Source organism: Klebsiella sp. LY, assembly GCF_004010915.1.
GTDB lineage: Bacteria > Pseudomonadota > Gammaproteobacteria > Enterobacterales > Enterobacteriaceae > Klebsiella > Klebsiella quasipneumoniae.
Window position 1 is genome coordinate 33,333 of sequence record NZ_CP022441.1, and the last position, 16,372, is coordinate 49,704.

Sequence of the window (16,372 nt, forward strand, 5' to 3'; positions counted from 1 at the left end):
CTGGTTCGGCGGGACAGGTTATCCACCAGCATCGAAGAAAGAGTGGTTCACATTCAGTAAAAGTAACTTTCACAAATGGCCCCCCAAGGAATATCGGGGCGGGTTTACGCACTGGCGACGGGAAGCATGCGGGCGGGGTTACATCAGGCGGATGTACGTCACTACCGTGACTTCTGTTTCTGTAGTGTTGTACCACTCCCGTAAATCACATTCCGCTGAAGGTAGATATCCGCGACGGATTTACCCCCCAGTTTTTTCAGAACCCGATTGATATGGTCCTGGGATGATCGTTTGGTGATTAATAATTCAGACGCTATGTCCACATCGGAATGGCCACAAAGTACGAGACGCGCTACGGTGAATTCCTGATTAGTCAACCGGACAATATTAACTGCTGGTGGACATGCAGAGTTATTGATCGTTTTCAGTACTTTAGCGATAAACACATTCATTTCGGTTGTGATATCGATAAACTGTGAGGCATTCTTTCGGTCACATTCTATTGAACTGCGCATCAGATAGCAGACACGTGCACCGTATTGATAGAGCTTCCTCAGTGAATGTAAATTTTCCTCACGTAGTGGGCATTCAATGAAAAATACATGGTCCTTACGGACCTTATGGCTTCTGAGGTCATCCGCTGATAGTTGGTATACGGTGATCTCATACTTTCTGAGTATTAACTCAATTCCAGCAAACAGAAACTGGTTGTCCGTAATGACGTAAATCATGCTCTCTGTCACTCCATGTATAGTATCCGCTCCGTCTGTGAATGATACACGGTGACGGTAGCTAATACTGTCATGATTTTAGCGTTTAAAGCTTCCTTTTGATCTACGTTGGTCTTTCAGATATGACACCAGTGAATACACAGCGATGAAAAGAAGTACAATAGCGGCCAGCAGTGCAAACAGGTTAGACATCATGTATCTCCGGATGAATGGGAACAGTAACTAAGGAAGGTGCGAACAAGTCCCTGATATGAGATCATGTTTGTCATCTGGAGCCATGGAACAGGGTTCATCATGAGTCATCAACTTACCTTCGCCGACAGTGAATTCAGCAGTAAGCGCCGTCAGACCAGAAAAGAGATTTTCTTGTCCCGTATGGAGCAGATTCTGCCATGGCAAAACATGGTGGAAGTCATCGAGCCGTTTTACCCCAAGGCTGGTAATGGCCGGCGACCTTATCCGCTGGAAACCATGCTACGCATTCACTGCATGCAGCATTGGTACAACCTGAGCGATGGCGCGATGGAAGATGCTCTGTACGAAATCGCCTCCATGCGTCGGTTTGCCCGGTTATCCCTGGATAGCGCCTTGCCTGACCGCACCACCATCATGAATTTCCGCCACCTGCTGGAGCAGCATCAACTGGCCCGCCAATTGTTCAAGACCATCAATCGCTGGCTGGCCGAAGCAGGCGTCATGATGACTCAAGGCACCTTGGTCGATGCCACCATCATTGAGGCACCCAGCTCGACCAAGAACAAAGAGCAGCAACGCGATCCGGAGATGCATCAGACCAAGAAAGGCAATCAGTGGCACTTTGGCATGAAGGCCCACATTGGTGTCGATGCCAAGAGTGGCCTGACCCACAGCCTAGTCACCACCGCGGCCAACGAGCATGACCTCAATCAGCTGGGTAATCTGCTGCATGGAGAGGAGCAATTTGTCTCAGCCGATGCCGGCTACCAAGGGGCGCCACAGCGCGAGGAGCTGGCCGAGGTGGATGTGGACTGGCTGATCGCCGAGCGCCCCGGCAAGGTAAGAACCTTGAAACAGCATCCACGCAAGAACAAAACGGCCATCAACATCGAATACATGAAAGCCAGCATCCGGGCCAAGGTGGAGCACCCATTTCGCATCATCAAGCGACAGTTCGGCTTCGTGAAAGCCAGATACAAGGGGTTGCTGAAAAACGATAACCAACTGGCGATGTTATTCACGCTGGCCAACCTGTTTCGGGCGGACCAAATGATACGTCAGTGGGAGAGATCTCACTAAAAACTGGGGATAACGCCTTAAATGGCGAAGAAACGGTCTAAATAGGCTGATTCAAGGCATTTACGGGAGAAAAAATCGGCTCAAACATGAAGAAATGAAATGACTGAGTCAGCCGAGAAGAATTTCCCCGCTTATTCGCACCTTCCCTAAATTACCCTACCACTAAGAAAATTCCTATCAATGTTGATTTCTTTACATATACCCACCTGATGATGGTATGTGCAATACATTAATATTTAGTGTTTATGAAAAGAGTCTGAGATAACGAAAATGAGGGTTTATAACCTGGGTGAGTATTAATTGCCTCTAAAAAACAGCTCAGAGAGGCGCGTTAAAATTTTTCTATTATTGCCGGGACCGTCGCCAACGGCGCGATGTATTCCGTATTAAAACTGTCAAGAGCTGCGAAGAATGAGCCAGTGACAGCGGGCAAGTCATCGAGAAAACCGGGAGTACGTGACGAACCTTTAGTTTGCTGAGCGAAGCGAACATCATAAAAAGTAACTTTCTTCACCTTCTGTGGCCGATTACCAATATTATTGCCTGAATGGTATAGTCAAACCTGTAGGAAGCTGTTCCCCCATTTTACCAGGAAGAAGATTACGATGAATGTCATTCAGTCCCGTATGCTCTCTGTATTTGATTTTGACGGCACACTAACACGGCATGACAGCTTTATCCCTTTTCTGCGGTTTGCCTTTGGCAATCGGGCTTTTTCCCGTCGTATCGTCACAATGGCTCTTCCCACGTTACGCTGTATGGGGAAGAAGATGACACGTGATGAACTGAAAGAAATTCTCATCACAACCTTCCTTACTGGGGTTGACGAGAAATGGCTATCCAAAAATGCTGAGAAATTTTGCCAGGTCTACTGGAGTCGGCTTATGCGTCCTGCAGGCCTGATGGCCGTGGCGAATGAAGTGAATTCCGGCGCGGAAGTGACATTATGTTCTGCTTCACCAGAAATGGTACTCAGGCCATTTGCCGACAGGCTGGGCATCAAAGTGATAGGCACACAGCTTGAGGTCAAAGAAGGGATACTTACCGGGCGTATTAGTGGGCATAACTGCCGGTGTAGCCAGAAAATTATCCGGCTGGAAAAAGAGTACGGTCCTTTGAAAAATTATCATCTGCGGGCATGGGGAGACACACGAGGGGATTACGAACTACTGTCAGCTGCAGCCGACCCTCACTGGCGGCACTTCCATGCGACCTGGCGTCGGGGAAAAGTTCCTTTCGAACTACCTATCCGGTAAATTATCGCCCCTTTCCGGGGCGAAGGCTCACAGAATACCCGCTATTTTTGCCTGATCCAGCCAGTCTTTAAACTCTTCCAGAAGTTGCTCGTACAGCTCCTCATCCTTCACCGTTGCGAAGTTATCGATGGCAAAGAAGTTGCTGTTATCGATTCGCCGATCGCTGAAGGTATCCAGTTTTTCGAGAATACCGTAATTTGAACCGCCGAGGCCCACAAATTTCCAAAAAATGGGGTAGTTGGCCGAGCGGCGTATGGCTTCTTTGATTTCACGGGTTTTACTAATCCCGCCATCCGTAATGCAGACAACATAAACGGGCAGTATGCTGTCCTTGAAGAAGTCGATCACCTCATTCATGACCGGCGGCTCGTTGTTTGTCCCGCCCAGGCCCGGAAGGATTTCCCAGGCAGATCGTTTACCCGTGTTCTGGATAGCCGCAACATATCCGTCAAGATTGTCCAGGGTGACGTCAGGGTATTTCTTGTGACGCTCAGCAAAGCCCCACACATCCATCGTACCGTCATCATCGAACTGGACTGACAGGACGGCTATACGGTCGAGAACGGACTGCACATGTCCCTTTTTAAACTGACCGGTCATAGAGCCTGAGGCATCAAGAACAAAAGCGACTCTGGCTTCAACCGTCTCCAGCTTGTGTTTGGCAAGAGAAACACTGGCTTTTTTTGCCAGACTGATAAGCGCGGGGGCTTTCCCTTCCAGTTTTTTCTCCAGACTGATCCGGGCTGGTTGCGTTGGGGTATCTTCTGGTTGTGCGACATCGACACCATAGCTGACGGCAAGTGGCTCCAGTCCACCGTTAAACCCCTGCCCCTGAGCACGGAGTTTCCATTGCCCCTGATGACGGTAAATCTCGCCCATAATCACCGCTTTCTCACTACGGCCCTTCAGGTCGACATTGAATTCAGCGATGCCGGTTGCCGTCAGCCGGAGTTGCGAGAGTCCGCTGATCGTGTCATTGCCATCTATCACCAGCGTTATAGCGATTTTCTGAATGGTTTCGGGAATGCGTTCCAGCGCAAGCTGAAGGTTCGCATGCTGGTGGCCGGGAAGCAGTTTTACAGCTCCACCGGCAGCACTCCGATTGTTGTAGAAGATAAAGTCTGCGTCACCGGTGACTTTCCCGTCAGCATTCAGCATAAACAGGCAGGTTTCTGGTTCACTACTAAAACTGTACGATGACAGATAATCAAGTCTGAGCGTCAGGTCCGTAGTATGTAGTGGAATATTCTGTCCTGATTGTAATTGCATCTGATCCCTCTTTAATTTTGAGCAATATTCATTCAGTAAGCTGATATAAAAAACCCCGGACAGGCCGGGGTTTCGTTGGGGTTATTTATCAGATGTTGATGCCATGCTGTTGCGCCAGCGCACCCAGGCCACCAGCAAACCCCTGCCCGACTGCTTTAAATTTCCACTCAGCGCCATGGCGATAGAGTTCGCCGAAAATCATTGCGGTCTCCGTCGACGCATCTTCAGACAGGTCAAAGCGGGCAATCTCAGCGCCGTTATCGTTGTTCACAACACGCATGTAGCTGTTGCTGACCATACCGAAGTTCTGTTTACGGGCTTCAGCTTCATGAATAGTGACAGCAAACACCAGTTTTTTAACGTCAGCGCTGACTTTAGCCAGCTCGATTTTGACCTGCTCATCGTCTCCGTCGCCTTCACCCGTGCGGTTGTCACCCTGGTGCTGTACCGCGCCGTCCGGGCTGGTGGTGTTGTTATAAAAAACGAAGTGCGCGTCGGACAGCACTTTTCCATCTTCGCCGACCAGGAAGACCGAGGCATCGAGGTCAAATGCCTGACCATCGGTAACACGCGCATCCCAGCCCAGACCAACCAGTGCCACATTCATGGAAGGGGCTTCTTTGGTCAGAGAAACATTACCGCCTTTTACGAGAGAAACTGCCATTTTATCGCTCCTGCTTATCGTTGACGTCGGGGCCGGATGACCAACCCCGCGTGAAAATAGTGAGAAAAGTAACTTTATTATCAGGATGCGTTGATGCCGTACTGCGCACAAACGGAACCCAGACCACCGGCATAGCCCTGGCCGACTGCACGGAACTTCCATTCCGTATTGTGGCGATACAGTTCACCGAACAGCATCGCGGTTTCGGTGGAGGCATCTTCAGTCAGATCATAGCGGGCGACTTCTGTCTGATTGTCATCATTTACCAGACGGATGAATGCACCAGATACCTGACCGAAACTCTGGCGACGGGCCTGGGCATCGTGAATGGTCACGACGAAAATGATTTTGTCCACATCAGCAGGGATCGCATCCAGTTTGATTTTCAGGGATTCATCATCGCCATCACCTTGACCGGTACGGTTGTCGCCGGTATGGGTGACTGAACCGTCGGAAGATTTCAGGTTGTTGTAGAAAATAAAATCGGCGTCGCCACGAACCTTGCCATTTGCGGCCAGCAGGAATGCCGAAGCATCGAGGTCAAAGTCCTGACCATCGGTAGAGCGGGCATCCCAGCCAAGACCGACGAGAACATTTTTCATTGTCGGGGCTGCTTTGCTCAGTGAAACGTTGCCGCCTTTAGATAGTGAAACACTCATCAATTTATCCTCTTTCGTTAATCACATACTTATTATTAAACAGCCGGAGATCAGCTTTCTTTATTTTCCGCTTCCGGTTTTTCAGGGAAGATAACGCTGGCAAGAATACCGAGCGCCAGCACGCCTAATACGACATACAGGCTGGTGGTTGCGGACAGGCTGTAGCCATGGTGCCAGATATGGTCGGAGGCATTCAGGCCAAGCTTAAACGCAATAAAGAACAGCAGGACGATAACCGCCTTTTCCAGCTGAGACAGATACTGCTTCAGAGCTTCCAGCACAAAATAGAGGGTACGGAGACCAAGGATAGCAAACATCATTGCGCTGTAGACAATCAGTGGCTCACGGCTGACCGCAATGATTGCCGGAACGGAGTCGAAGGCAAACATGACGTCAGAGAGTTCAACGACCGCGACACACAGCATAAGAGGCGTCGCATACAGGGCGGCTTTTTTTACCCGTCCAATGCTCACATCGTTGTTTTCGGGTTTCGCCAGCTCGGCATCAACTTCTTTCTGGGTTAACAGGAACGCATGTCCGGACAGTTTCGGCCAGATAGGGAAGAACCGTTTGACCAGGCGATAGGCGAGGTGCTGGGAGTAGTCCTCAATTTCATCGCCATCATCACCGCTTTTCAGCATCATGACAGCAGTCCAGGCAACGACCACGGCAAAAACCAGTTCGACATAAGGGCCAAGGCTGAGCAGACCGGTACCAATCGCAACAAAGATCCCCCTGAAGACGATGGCCCCAACGATCCCCCAGTACAGTACACGGTGGCGATAACGGTCTGGCACTGAGAACCACGAGAAGATGGCCATCATGACGAAGAGGTTATCAACGGACAGGACCTTTTCAAGCGCATAACCCGTGACAAACAGGCTGGCAACTTCTGCACCGTGATGGATATAGAGGAAACCGGCAAATGCCATCGCAACGATAACCCAGAAAACGGACCATAAGGCCGCACTCTTAAGGGAAATTGGCTTGTCATGGCGATGCATGAACAGGTCAATAAAGATGGCGCCGACCGACAGCGCGATAAAAACAATCACTGTTTCAGTCGGAAAACCGATGTGTGTGGAAACCATAGCGTACCCTTAGCGGATGTTTATCAGAGGCCGAATTCAGTCGGGTCGAAGCCCAATGAACGGGCAATTTCACGAACGGCGTTTTTCTCATCCTCGTCAAAATTACCGTCGCTTTTTGCAACAGCAATACCGACACGGACTGCCAGCTGAGCCGCTTCAGGCTGGTCTTTCAGCGCGAGGATGTATTTCATCGTCTCGCCTTTACCAATTTCGAGATCAAAGTCGAAGCTGGTCACCAGTTTGTTGAAGAATTCGATAACCTCAGTCGTTTCAAAAACTTTCAGTTCTTCTGATGCCCGCAGAAAGCCAATCATTTTCTGCTTTTCTTCAGCGCTGACGCCGTCACTGGAAACCGCGATACGTGCGCATACCGCGACTGTACCCTGCATAAATTTCTTGTTTTTGTAACGGCCAACCTGGCGGGTCAGCTCATCACGGCCTGAGGTCAGTGCCCCTTTAACTTTGTCGAAAAAACTCATTTTCCGTTCCTCATCAATTTGGTTATTTAGAACCTTTAGACCAGCGAAACCCCCAGCCAAAGGCCTTGTCCATCTCCTCCTGGCCTCTGAAGAACTGGTTAATCCGTTCTACGCGAATTGACCCGTTGTCATTCACCAGACGGGCAATTGCGCACAGAGTACGTTTGTTATCTCCCTCGGTCAGACGGGTTTCAATGGGGGGCTGGTCCGGTATATGGAGCGTCACCACACCGTCAGTTTTATCCCAACTGGGTACGCCCTGGTAGATGAAGGCATAAATCAGAACCTGATTGATTTGCTTCCACTCCCGTCCGTTAATATGCAGCCATTCGCCATCCATGGCCTCCCCGGTACGATCATCGCCCTGAAGCTGAACATAGGGCTCGTTATGATAGTTGCCAAAGGCATTGCCGAGTGCCTGGATCACGGACTTGTGACCATCCTGAAGTTTGACGAACGCGCCCAAATCAAGGTCAATCGCTTTGCTTGAGCCAAACATCCCTCCGAGTAAGCCACCGGAGCCGGAGCCACGATGCCAGTTAAGGTTGATGCGGATCTCGCCAAAGTTGTCCTTCTTGGCAAGGCTGATAGCCGGTTTCTCTTTGGTCAACGAGACCTTGCTTAGGCTCACCTTATTTGGTGCAGGAGCCGGAGGCGGTGCGACTGGCGGCGGAGAGGCTGGTGCGGCATCATCAGAGACGTTCACACCAAAGTGTTCAGCCAGTGGTTTGAGACCACCATTAAACCCCTGGGCAATAAACCGGAATTTCCATTCAGCATTTCGCCGATAGAATTCGCCGAGGATAAGTGCGGCCTCCTGCCGTCCAGTCAGTTCAACCTGCCCGCAGATCAGTTGAGAAGCACCACTTTCAACCAGGATAGAAAGATTATTCAGGGTCGAGACGGTATGGCTGCCGTCACAGGTCACCGTAAAAGCGACTTTCTGTACCTCAGATTTGAGGCGGCTCAGGTCAACGATAAAAGAGCTGTTATTTCCCTCAGGATGATAACTGACAGTGCTGTCGTCGTTACGAGGCTGTCCGTAGAAGACCATATCCGCGTCTCCCTGCACTTTTCCGGCAGCAAACAGACGGAACGCGGAGGCATCAACGGGGCCACCTGAAAGGATCCGCACGCGGAGTTCCTGAGCGGGAACGGGGGCATTTCCCCCTGGCGTCAGGTTCATGCGCTGACCACTGTGTTAATGATGTCAGGGTACATATCATCGATCGTGCGTCCACTGCTGGCTTTCCCGTGGGCGGTAAAGTCCCAGTTGCCGTTATTACGGCGGAGTGAGGCAATAATAATGCCAGTATGCGCTCCCTGCTCGGTCAGTTTGTATCGGGCCAGTTCTTTGTTGGTCTGATCAACAACACGGCAGAAAGCGTTATCAACATCATTAAAAGACTGCCCACGGAAACTGTTAACGGTGAAAGCCAGATATTCAACCTTTGCAGGCAATTGGCCGAGATAGACATTGATGACCTCATCGTCACCGTCTCCCTCACCCGTCAGGTTATCGCCGGTATGTACCACGGAGCCACAGGTCGATTTCAGTTTACGAAACCATATTGTGTCAATTTTATTACCGGCACTGTCCAACAGAACGCAACCCGCGTCCAGATCGATAGAGTCATTGCCGCCAAAAATGTTGCCAAATAATCCTTTTTTCTTTACCGGATCCCATCCCAGACCGAACTTAAGTTGGCTGAGTGCGGATGATTGTTTGCTGAGTGATACCGTCTGGTTTTTACTTAAAGAAACCATATTCATTCCTTAAAAGGTATTGACTGAGACATTGTGAAATTAGTAGTAAAGCAGGCACCATCAAAATCATATCATGACAAAGTTCACCTGCAAGACAAAAACGGGTAGGTTTTCATAATTTACTTTTAATTACATTCCGGACTAACGAATTAAATTAGCGTAACCAATTGATAGTATTCAAAAATATATAGTTGTTCTCAAAATCATAAACAGCCAGAGTTTATCATATTATGATTGACATGGTTCGGAGGTATTCTTAGACTCATGTATCAGTAAAACTTTTTCCTCTCTTCAGGCAAAAATAATAAAAGATGAAAAACAAAATTTGGTTTATGGAAGGTTTGTCCTCCCAGCGAGACATTATTCTCGGTGTGAAATCTTTTGCAGATAAACACAATAAAGATATTCTGGTTTTATCTTCTCACCGGAATGAACGAAATGAAATTCTCTCTGTTTCAGATCTCTCATTAATCGAACCTAAAAATGAAGATGACCGTCTTTCTTTCATTCACTCCGTCACGATGAACCATGGCATTAATGCGATTCATACCGGGCGAAACTGTAAATGGTTTGAAAGTCAGCGAGATGCCATTCAATCCCCGTCCGTGAGTCTGACAACAGGCGCGACCGGAACTGAATGGTTCGAGCTCGCTGACGAAAAAGTTACTTTCTCGGAGTACATGACAAAAAATGGACTCCCGGTTGTGCCGTCTGTGCGGGTCAACTCTCCCGATGAACTGAGTCATTTGCTCAGCCACTCCCCGTATCCTTCTGATCGTCTCTGTATTAAGCCCGTAACCGGTATTTATGGCATGGGATTCTGGCGTTTTGATGACGAGATTTCACCGGTCGCGTTTCTGAATAACCCCGACAGCCGGGTTATCCGTCCGTCACAGTATCTGGCCGCACATGCCCAAATGGAGACCTTTACACCTCAGGTTCTGATGCCTTATTTACCGGGGCCTGAATACTCCGTAGATATGGTGGTAAGTCAAGGGACTGTCCTGGCCGCCGTCGGGCGGCGTAAGGAGGGGGTGCTCCAGCATCTGGAGAATGAAGGGGAAGCGATTGAACTCGCCATCGCCTGCGCCCGCTTAATGAACGCCGACGGAATGGTCAACGTCCAGACCCGGCATAACGTTGAAGGCAATCCCCTGCTGCTTGAAATAAACATGCGCCCGTCAGGGGGCATTGGGTATACGCAGCACAGTGGCGTGAATCTGCCGGGTCTGTATGCCTTCCATACACTGGGGTTGATGGATGAGGATCAGGTCAGGCAGTCAGCGAAAACTGATTTTTCGCCTGCAGTCGTCCGCTCTGTCACCGACGTCATTCGCTACCCGGCATTATTGACCAACAGAATCGATTAATGGAGATAAATATGTCAGTAATGGATGGATGTTCCGTTTATCAAAAGACATTATCTTGTGGGCGGATTGAGGTAAGCAGCGAGGTGACCGATTATCCTCTTACTGATCTCTTTGATATCGCCGAACGGCGGAATCCTAAACGCGCATTTCTGTTTGTCAGTAAAGTGCTGGGTCGCCATATTCCTGTCTCGCCTCAGGTCATGCGCAACGTTTACACACAGCTGGCGGAGCAGTTCCTTGGGACACTGGACGGGCCGGTGGTCTTTATCGGGATGGCCGAGACGGCTGTTGGCCTTGGGGCGGGAGTGTTTGATGAGGTGCGTAAGCATCACCCTGATTGTGTCTATCTGACATCAACCCGCCATCCGGTCGATGGCGAACTGCTGTGCGAGTTTAAAGAAGAGCACAGCCATGCCACTGACCACCTGATCTACTGTCCCTCCACACCGGATATGCGGCGCACAGTGGCAGAAGCTCAGACGCTGGTGCTGGTGGATGATGAAGCCACGACGGGGAAAACGTTTCTCAATCTTCTGGCCTCATTACGTGCATCGGGTGCACTCCGGAAGGTACGACGGGTTATTGCTGTCACGCTGACTGACTGGAGCGGAGAGGCCCTCAGTCAGAACAGCCCCCTGCCCGTTCACGCTGTATCGCTCATCTCAGGCAACTGGCGCTGGACACCCGAACCGGATGCCCCGCTGCCCGTCATGCCCCCGGTTAATGTGACCTCCAGGGGGAACGTCCCGATCACCGGCAAACAATCCTGGGGGCGACTCGGGATGCAGATACCGGCCAGTGACCTGGGCCTTAAGGTTAAGGTTTCGCACGGGGAAAATATTCTGGTGCTGGGCACCGGCGAATTCGTCTGGGAACCGTTCCTGCTGGCTGAACGTCTGGGATCGGCGGGCGCTCAGGTCCTTTACAGTTCCACCACCCGATCACCGATTTCAACCGGCTTTGCAATCCAGTCCGCCATTGCTTTCAGCGATAATTACGGCCTGGGTATCCCGAATTTTGTCTATAACGTCGCCCACCAGCGGTTTGACCGCATCCTGCTTTGCACAGAAACTCCGGCGTCGAGCGTGGACCCCCGCCTGCTTGAGGCGCTTTCCGCCGTCGCTCCTGCCGTAGAGGTGATTACCTATGAATAAGCCCGTCGTATTCAGCGACCTCGATGACACCCTGTTCCAGACCCGCCGAAAAATGGTGGATGAACTTGCCCTTGAACCCTTCCGGACCGGCGCACTGGATCGCAGTCTCACACCTCGCAGCTTTATGACCGAAGAGCAGGCCATGCTGGTGGACTGGTTGCTGGAGCATGCGGATCTCATTCCGGTGACGGCCAGAGGAACGGAAGAAATCAGCCGGGTGCAGATCCCCTTCCGTTCCTGGGCCGTAACCACTCATGGTGCGGTGATCCTTCGTCCTGATGGTACGCCAGACCGCGACTGGAAAGCCCATATGCTGGAGAGCCTGTCCTCCTACGCCGACCGCTTAACGTCAATGCAACATATCATTACCGAACTCATGGAAGCACGGGGCATCAATGCCTGGGCACGGCTCAACTACGAATATGATGGTACGCCGGTGTATCTGGTCATGAAGCACTGCGACAGCACGAAGCTTGATGAACTGAACGCTATCGGGGATGAGATCGAGCGCGTCTTTTCGACCGAAGGGTTTTACATCCACCGCAACAGCAACAACATTGCCTGGTTACCCTGCCCGGTAGAAAAAGGACTGGCCGTTTCCTGGTTGCTGGAAAAACTCCGTCAGGAGCGCGGGGTTTTCCCGGTGATAGGGCTGGGTGACAGCCTGAGTGACCATCGGTTCATGAAACTGTGCAGCTGGTTTGGTCTCCCACGCCAGAGCCAGTTTGCTGAGGCTATTTCACAGCATATTTTTGGAGAGCAATAACATGTCTCACATCACTTCGTTTTCTGGTTCGTATCAACCGGACGATGTTCAGTTTTTGCTGAAACCCATTGCTATGGAGATGACGCCGGTTGACCTGAAGGAAGAACTGATTCAGTCAGGGAAAATGCATTACTCCGACATGCTGAGTCAGGAGCCTGAGCCAACCCGCTGGCATCTGGATCTTTTCACCCGTGCGCTGGACGCGGGGGCAGCACGGCTGGCGCGGGAGGTCTCTCAGCTTAGCCGTGAACTGGCCTTACGCGCCGGTGATGACCCCGTGGTTCTGGTCAGTCTGGTCAGAGCCGGTGTCCCTCTTGGTGTGATGCTCCATCAGGCGCTACGGGCAATGGGAAAACGGTCTTACCATTACGGTATCAGCATTATCCGCGATCGGGGTATTGACGCTGCGGCGCTCGACTACATCGAATCACGTCATGGCACAAAGGGCATTGTGTTTGTCGACGGCTGGACGGGAAAAGGAGCCATTACCGGCGAATTGTCACGCACGCTGAAGGACCGCCCCGGCTACCCGGCACAACCTCGTCTGGTTGTGCTGGCAGATCCCTGCGGATGTGCCTGGCTTGCCGCCAGTGACGATGACTGGTTGATCCCATTCGGTATCATGGGTGCTCCTGTATCAGGTCTGATTTCACGTTCTGTCTGGGCCGAAGAAGGCCTGCACGGGTGCGTGGTATGCGACCACCTTCAGTCTTTTGAATGCAGTCAGCTGCTGGTGGACACGGTAGCAAATTTCCGGGAACAATTTGACGGACAAGACCTGCCACCTACCGGCTGGGACGTCGGGAACAATGCAGCGCGCTGGCAGCTGAGCCGGGACGTCATCGGAGGGCTGGCTGAACAGTATGAGGTGGACAGTATTAACAGGATCAAACCGGGCATCGCTGAAGCGACCCGGGCGGTTCTGCGTCGTGTGCCAGATCATGTGTTTGTCCGGCAGATGGATGACCCGGATGTCGCGCTTCTGGTCGGTCTGGCAAAAGAGAAAGGCATCGCGGTGACGGAAGCCGGGGATGCTCTCGGCCAGTATCGTGCAGTTACCATCATCAAAAAGGTACGCTGATGAAAAAACAATTCACCCCATGGGAACTGGGCGCAACGCTGTACATGCCTGCAACCCGAAAGGATCTTGTTGAAGTGGTGCTGGACGGGAAAATACCCGGTCTGCGGTCTCTGGTGGTGTGCCTGGAAGATGCCGTCAGCGAACATGATGTTCCTTTTGCTCTTCAGAATCTCTCACTGTTTTTGCAACAGCTGAATGAAGCTAAATTTCGCCACGGAAACGACGAATGGCCGTTGGTCTTTATTCGCCCCCGTCATCCGGACATGGGGCGCTGGCTGACAACGAATGTGGATCTTAGTGCGGTCGATGGTTTTGTCCTGCCAAAGTTTACCCGCTCCACGCTGCCGGTGTGGTGGGACATTATGGCCGATACCGGGTTGAGCATGATGCCGACACTTGAAACCGAAGATGTCTATGACGTGCTGAAAATGCAGGATCTGGCCTCTGAGCTGTCGAACCACGCCTGTCGGGAACGTATTATTGCACTGCGTATCGGGGGGAACGATTTGATGAACGTGGTCTCTCTGCGACGTCCACGGTCTTTGACTCTTTATGACACGCCGATGGGATATGTCATTAAAATGCTGGTTTCGGTATTTGCCCCGCGTGATTTTGCGCTGACGGCCCCCGTGTGCGAACACATTGATGACCACGGGATTATGGCGCGTGAGCTGGCGATGGATATTGCTCACGGGCTGGTGGGGAAAACAGCAATTCATCCGGACCAGATCAGTATCATTGAGGGGGCACTGAAGGTTTCTCCAGGCGAACATTCTGACGCACTGCGAATTCTGAACTCCACGCAGGCGGTCTTTAAATCACAGGGTGCGATGTGTGAACCGGCGACCCACCGGCGGTGGGCTCAAGGCATCCTGGCCCGGGGCCAGGTTTACGGACTGACGACCGGACAGAACACAGACGGGATCAGGCTGCTCCCGTTCTCTCAACAGCAATAAGGGGCAGTACATGGGATTCAGATTCAGGAAGTCGATCAGTATCATTCCCGGCGTCAGGATAAACCTGAGTAACGGCACGCCCAGTCTGAGCATCGGCCCGCGCGGGGCGTCTCTTTCTGTTGGAAAACGTGGCACTTATGCCAATCTGGGACTTCCCGGTACCGGGCTGAGTTACCGTACACGAATAGACCAGACTGCACGGGGGCGTCAGGACAACAGTACGCAGACAGTTCCGGGGGTGAGGGAAGATCTTGAGCAGGAAGCTGAAAGACTGATGTCTGTCCTGAATGCCATCACGAATATTCATGAACTCTCCCCGTCTCCGGCTGACGGAAACACCTGGGCATCGCTCGAAGCGCATTATCTTCAGCTCCATCAGGGGGAATTCGACCTGCCCGCGCCCGTACGTCCGTCAAAACCTGAGTATTCCCCCCTCCCGCACGCTCCTGATGAACATTCCGGGCGAGGTTTTCTGGGTGGACTGTTTGAAACCGAATCCGCCCGGATTGAGCGACAGAATGCTAACCATAGTCGGTGGCAACAGGAAGTCGCAGATATTGATCGAGAAAACACGCTTCTTCAGCACCGGTATGAGACACAACGTGTGGCCTGGGCTGAACAGTATGCAGAATGGCAATTCCAGGCCCAGGAGCATAAGAAGAAATCAGCACTTTCGGTGGCCGGTACCCGCGCACAATTCCGTACTGACGCCCGATTCTTTGAAAACTGTCTCGCAGAGGTGTTCGCGCAGACGGAATGGCCGCGAGAAACCCTGGTGACCTTTGAGGTTCGACCTGACGAATCCACTATCTGGATCGATGTTGATTTACCTGAAATTGAGGATATGCCTGATAAGGTGTATGCCGTCAACGCCCGGGGTACGGATATTACGGAGAAAGCGATGACACAAAAAGCGGTCCGGGGAAATTATGCGAGACACGTCCACGGCATCCTGATGCGTTTAGCTGCTATCGCATTTCAGACCCTTCCGTTTGAGTTTGTCGTGCTTTCCGGCTTTACTCAGAGGGTCAGCAAACATACGGGGTACCTTGAGAATGAATACATTCTTTCCTGCAGGATAGACCGCCATCATATGGAAAAAATAAATTACACGAACCTTGAAGATGTGGATCCTATTGCGGTACTGAGTGTTCAGCCACTTATCCGGAAAATGAGTACCACTTTCCTGTTTCAGCCCATTGATCCTATTACGTTAAATGCAGGCTCCAGTTGACTATGCAACTCAATTCCCGACAGGAACGAATTTATACTCTGGCAAATTTACTGGGTACGGGAAAACCCGTTTCTGCGGAAAAAATCATCGGAACACTGGGTTGTTCCGAACCCACCCTTAGCCGGGCGCTAAAGGAACTTCGCGAATCTTATGCTGCGGATATCAAATACAGTAAGGCTGGTCATTCTTATCAGCTTGTGTCTTTCGGACAACTTGATAAAAAAACATTACGCCGGATGAATGAAGCACTCTCTCAACATGCTGAACTACGGTCTCAGGGTATTTCGACAAAAGTGTTGCTGGATAAAGACCTGAAAACGACGGTCTCATTATCCATTCGACGTCGGATACTTCGGAAAATCGACAGACTAGCGAAACTCACCGGCACATCCCGAAGCGAGGCGGTTGAGACACTGGCTGAAATGAAGATCGAGGACTTTATTAAGGTCCATCAGTTTAAGAACCGTCCTGAGTAGTCCATTCAGGGAAGAAAACCGAACCATAAAAAGTGACTTAACATTCCAGTTGAAAAGAGTCTCGACTCATAACCTGGATGCCGGATGTCCGCTCCCTCCGGTATGCCGTCGTTAACCAGGGTACCAGGTCAAAGAAATCATTCA

At 51.2% G+C, this 16,372-nt stretch carries 18 protein-coding genes; 9 read left to right on the forward strand and 9 right to left on the reverse strand.

What is annotated here, in order from left to right; all coding sequences use genetic code 11:
* Positions 1-161: 161 nt before the first annotated feature.
* Positions 162-731, reverse strand: coding sequence for a LuxR C-terminal-related transcriptional regulator (locus CE636_RS29610; protein ID WP_017901082.1), 570 nt, complete (start codon positions 729-731; stop codon positions 162-164).
* Between the two features lie 78 nt (positions 732-809).
* Complete coding sequence (locus CE636_RS28370; RefSeq protein WP_017901083.1) at positions 810-926, reverse strand: small membrane protein; 117 nt, start codon at positions 924-926, stop codon at positions 810-812.
* Positions 927-1,025: 99 nt separating this feature from the next.
* On the opposite strand from CE636_RS28370, the gene CE636_RS00215 reads away from it, so the two are divergent.
* Positions 1,026-2,006, forward strand: coding sequence for an IS5-like element IS5 family transposase (locus CE636_RS00215; protein WP_042934497.1), 981 nt, complete (start codon positions 1,026-1,028; stop codon positions 2,004-2,006).
* A gap of 605 nt (positions 2,007-2,611) precedes the next feature.
* Complete coding sequence (locus tag CE636_RS00220) at positions 2,612-3,262, forward strand: HAD family hydrolase (RefSeq protein ID WP_014839892.1); 651 nt, start codon at positions 2,612-2,614, stop codon at positions 3,260-3,262.
* Positions 3,263-3,289: 27 nt separating this feature from the next.
* On the opposite strand, the gene CE636_RS00225 is transcribed toward CE636_RS00220, so the two are convergent.
* The 7 genes from CE636_RS00225 to CE636_RS00255 all read right to left on the reverse strand — a co-directional run bounded on the left by CE636_RS00225 (position 3,290) and on the right by CE636_RS00255 (position 9,191).
* Positions 3,290-4,531 (reverse strand): VWA domain-containing protein, encoded by a 1,242-nt coding sequence (locus CE636_RS00225; protein ID WP_014839891.1) that lies wholly within the window; start codon positions 4,529-4,531, stop codon positions 3,290-3,292.
* A gap of 88 nt (positions 4,532-4,619) precedes the next feature.
* On the reverse strand, positions 4,620-5,195 hold the full coding sequence (locus tag CE636_RS00230; RefSeq protein ID WP_017901334.1) for a TerD family protein: 576 nt from the start codon (positions 5,193-5,195) through the stop codon (positions 4,620-4,622).
* Between the two features lie 80 nt (positions 5,196-5,275).
* Positions 5,276-5,854: a tellurium resistance membrane protein TerD gene (terD, locus tag CE636_RS00235; protein WP_014839890.1), complete on the reverse strand. Its 579-nt coding sequence runs from the start codon at positions 5,852-5,854 to the stop codon at positions 5,276-5,278.
* Positions 5,855-5,904: 50 nt separating this feature from the next.
* Positions 5,905-6,945, reverse strand: coding sequence for a tellurium resistance membrane protein TerC (gene terC, locus CE636_RS00240; protein ID WP_014839889.1), 1,041 nt, complete (start codon positions 6,943-6,945; stop codon positions 5,905-5,907).
* A gap of 23 nt (positions 6,946-6,968) precedes the next feature.
* A complete protein-coding gene (gene terB / locus CE636_RS00245; protein WP_014839888.1) occupies positions 6,969-7,424 on the reverse strand; it encodes a tellurium resistance membrane protein TerB in 456 nt (151 codons plus the stop codon).
* A 22-nt stretch (positions 7,425-7,446) separates the two neighbouring features.
* Positions 7,447-8,610, reverse strand: a complete 1,164-nt coding sequence (locus CE636_RS00250) for a TerD family protein (protein ID WP_014839887.1) — start codon at positions 8,608-8,610, stop codon at positions 7,447-7,449.
* Positions 8,607-9,191 carry a TerD family protein gene (locus CE636_RS00255; protein ID WP_014839886.1) on the reverse strand — a complete coding sequence of 195 codons (585 nt, stop codon included), beginning with the start codon at positions 9,189-9,191 and terminating at the stop codon, positions 8,607-8,609. The genes CE636_RS00250 and CE636_RS00255 overlap by 4 nt, the downstream gene beginning before the upstream one ends.
* A 311-nt stretch (positions 9,192-9,502) precedes the next feature.
* On the opposite strand from CE636_RS00255, the gene CE636_RS00260 reads away from it, so the two are divergent.
* Genes CE636_RS00260 through CE636_RS00290 form a run of 7 tightly spaced genes read left to right on the forward strand, consistent with a single transcriptional unit; the run spans position 9,503 to position 16,228 of the window.
* The gene (locus CE636_RS00260) at positions 9,503-10,561 is read left to right on the forward strand and encodes an ATP-grasp domain-containing protein (protein WP_014839885.1); all 1,059 of its coding nucleotides are present in this window, start codon (positions 9,503-9,505) and stop codon (positions 10,559-10,561) included.
* A gap of 11 nt (positions 10,562-10,572) precedes the next feature.
* A complete protein-coding gene (locus CE636_RS00265; RefSeq protein ID WP_014839884.1) occupies positions 10,573-11,715 on the forward strand; it encodes a phosphoribosyltransferase domain-containing protein in 1,143 nt (380 codons plus the stop codon).
* Entirely contained in the window at positions 11,708-12,481 is a 774-nt protein-coding gene (locus CE636_RS00270; RefSeq protein ID WP_014839883.1) for a hypothetical protein, read from the forward strand. Before CE636_RS00265 ends, CE636_RS00270 begins: the two co-directional genes overlap by 8 nt.
* Before the next feature lies 1 nt (position 12,482).
* Entirely contained in the window at positions 12,483-13,562 is a 1,080-nt protein-coding gene (locus CE636_RS00275) for a cysteine protease StiP family protein (protein ID WP_024266325.1), read from the forward strand.
* Positions 13,562-14,518 (forward strand): HpcH/HpaI aldolase/citrate lyase family protein, encoded by a 957-nt coding sequence (locus CE636_RS00280; RefSeq protein ID WP_014839882.1) that lies wholly within the window; start codon positions 13,562-13,564, stop codon positions 14,516-14,518. The genes CE636_RS00275 and CE636_RS00280 overlap by 1 nt, the downstream gene beginning before the upstream one ends.
* A 10-nt stretch (positions 14,519-14,528) precedes the next feature.
* Positions 14,529-15,752 (forward strand): DUF4236 domain-containing protein, encoded by a 1,224-nt coding sequence (locus CE636_RS00285; protein ID WP_014839881.1) that lies wholly within the window; start codon positions 14,529-14,531, stop codon positions 15,750-15,752.
* Between the two features lie 2 nt (positions 15,753-15,754).
* Complete coding sequence (locus CE636_RS00290) at positions 15,755-16,228, forward strand: tellurium resistance protein TerW (RefSeq protein WP_017901328.1); 474 nt, start codon at positions 15,755-15,757, stop codon at positions 16,226-16,228.
* The last annotated feature ends 144 nt before the right edge of the window (positions 16,229-16,372 follow it).

Bases quoted from the DNA above. Each gene is read 5' to 3' on its own strand.
- CE636_RS29610 (WP_017901082.1), bottom strand. From the start codon at position 731: ATGATTTACGTCATTACGGACAACCAGTTTCTGTTTGCTGGAATTGAG.
- CE636_RS28370 (WP_017901083.1), bottom strand. From the start codon at position 926: ATGATGTCTAACCTGTTTGCACTGCTGGCCGCTATTGTACTTCTTTTC.
- CE636_RS00215 (WP_042934497.1), top strand. From the start codon at position 1,026: ATGAGTCATCAACTTACCTTCGCCGACAGTGAATTCAGCAGTAAGCGC.
- CE636_RS00220 (WP_014839892.1), top strand. From the start codon at position 2,612: ATGAATGTCATTCAGTCCCGTATGCTCTCTGTATTTGATTTTGACGGC.
- CE636_RS00225 (WP_014839891.1), bottom strand. From the start codon at position 4,531: ATGCAATTACAATCAGGACAGAATATTCCACTACATACTACGGACCTG.
- CE636_RS00230 (WP_017901334.1), bottom strand. From the start codon at position 5,195: ATGGCAGTTTCTCTCGTAAAAGGCGGTAATGTTTCTCTGACCAAAGAA.
- terD (WP_014839890.1), bottom strand. From the start codon at position 5,854: ATGAGTGTTTCACTATCTAAAGGCGGCAACGTTTCACTGAGCAAAGCA.
- terC (WP_014839889.1), bottom strand. From the start codon at position 6,945: ATGGTTTCCACACACATCGGTTTTCCGACTGAAACAGTGATTGTTTTT.
- terB (WP_014839888.1), bottom strand. From the start codon at position 7,424: ATGAGTTTTTTCGACAAAGTTAAAGGGGCACTGACCTCAGGCCGTGAT.
- CE636_RS00250 (WP_014839887.1), bottom strand. From the start codon at position 8,610: ATGAACCTGACGCCAGGGGGAAATGCCCCCGTTCCCGCTCAGGAACTC.
- CE636_RS00255 (WP_014839886.1), bottom strand. From the start codon at position 9,191: ATGGTTTCTTTAAGTAAAAACCAGACGGTATCACTCAGCAAACAATCA.
- CE636_RS00260 (WP_014839885.1), top strand. From the start codon at position 9,503: ATGAAAAACAAAATTTGGTTTATGGAAGGTTTGTCCTCCCAGCGAGAC.
- CE636_RS00265 (WP_014839884.1), top strand. From the start codon at position 10,573: ATGTCAGTAATGGATGGATGTTCCGTTTATCAAAAGACATTATCTTGT.
- CE636_RS00270 (WP_014839883.1), top strand. From the start codon at position 11,708: ATGAATAAGCCCGTCGTATTCAGCGACCTCGATGACACCCTGTTCCAG.
- CE636_RS00275 (WP_024266325.1), top strand. From the start codon at position 12,483: ATGTCTCACATCACTTCGTTTTCTGGTTCGTATCAACCGGACGATGTT.
- CE636_RS00280 (WP_014839882.1), top strand. From the start codon at position 13,562: ATGAAAAAACAATTCACCCCATGGGAACTGGGCGCAACGCTGTACATG.
- CE636_RS00285 (WP_014839881.1), top strand. From the start codon at position 14,529: ATGGGATTCAGATTCAGGAAGTCGATCAGTATCATTCCCGGCGTCAGG.
- CE636_RS00290 (WP_017901328.1), top strand. From the start codon at position 15,755: ATGCAACTCAATTCCCGACAGGAACGAATTTATACTCTGGCAAATTTA.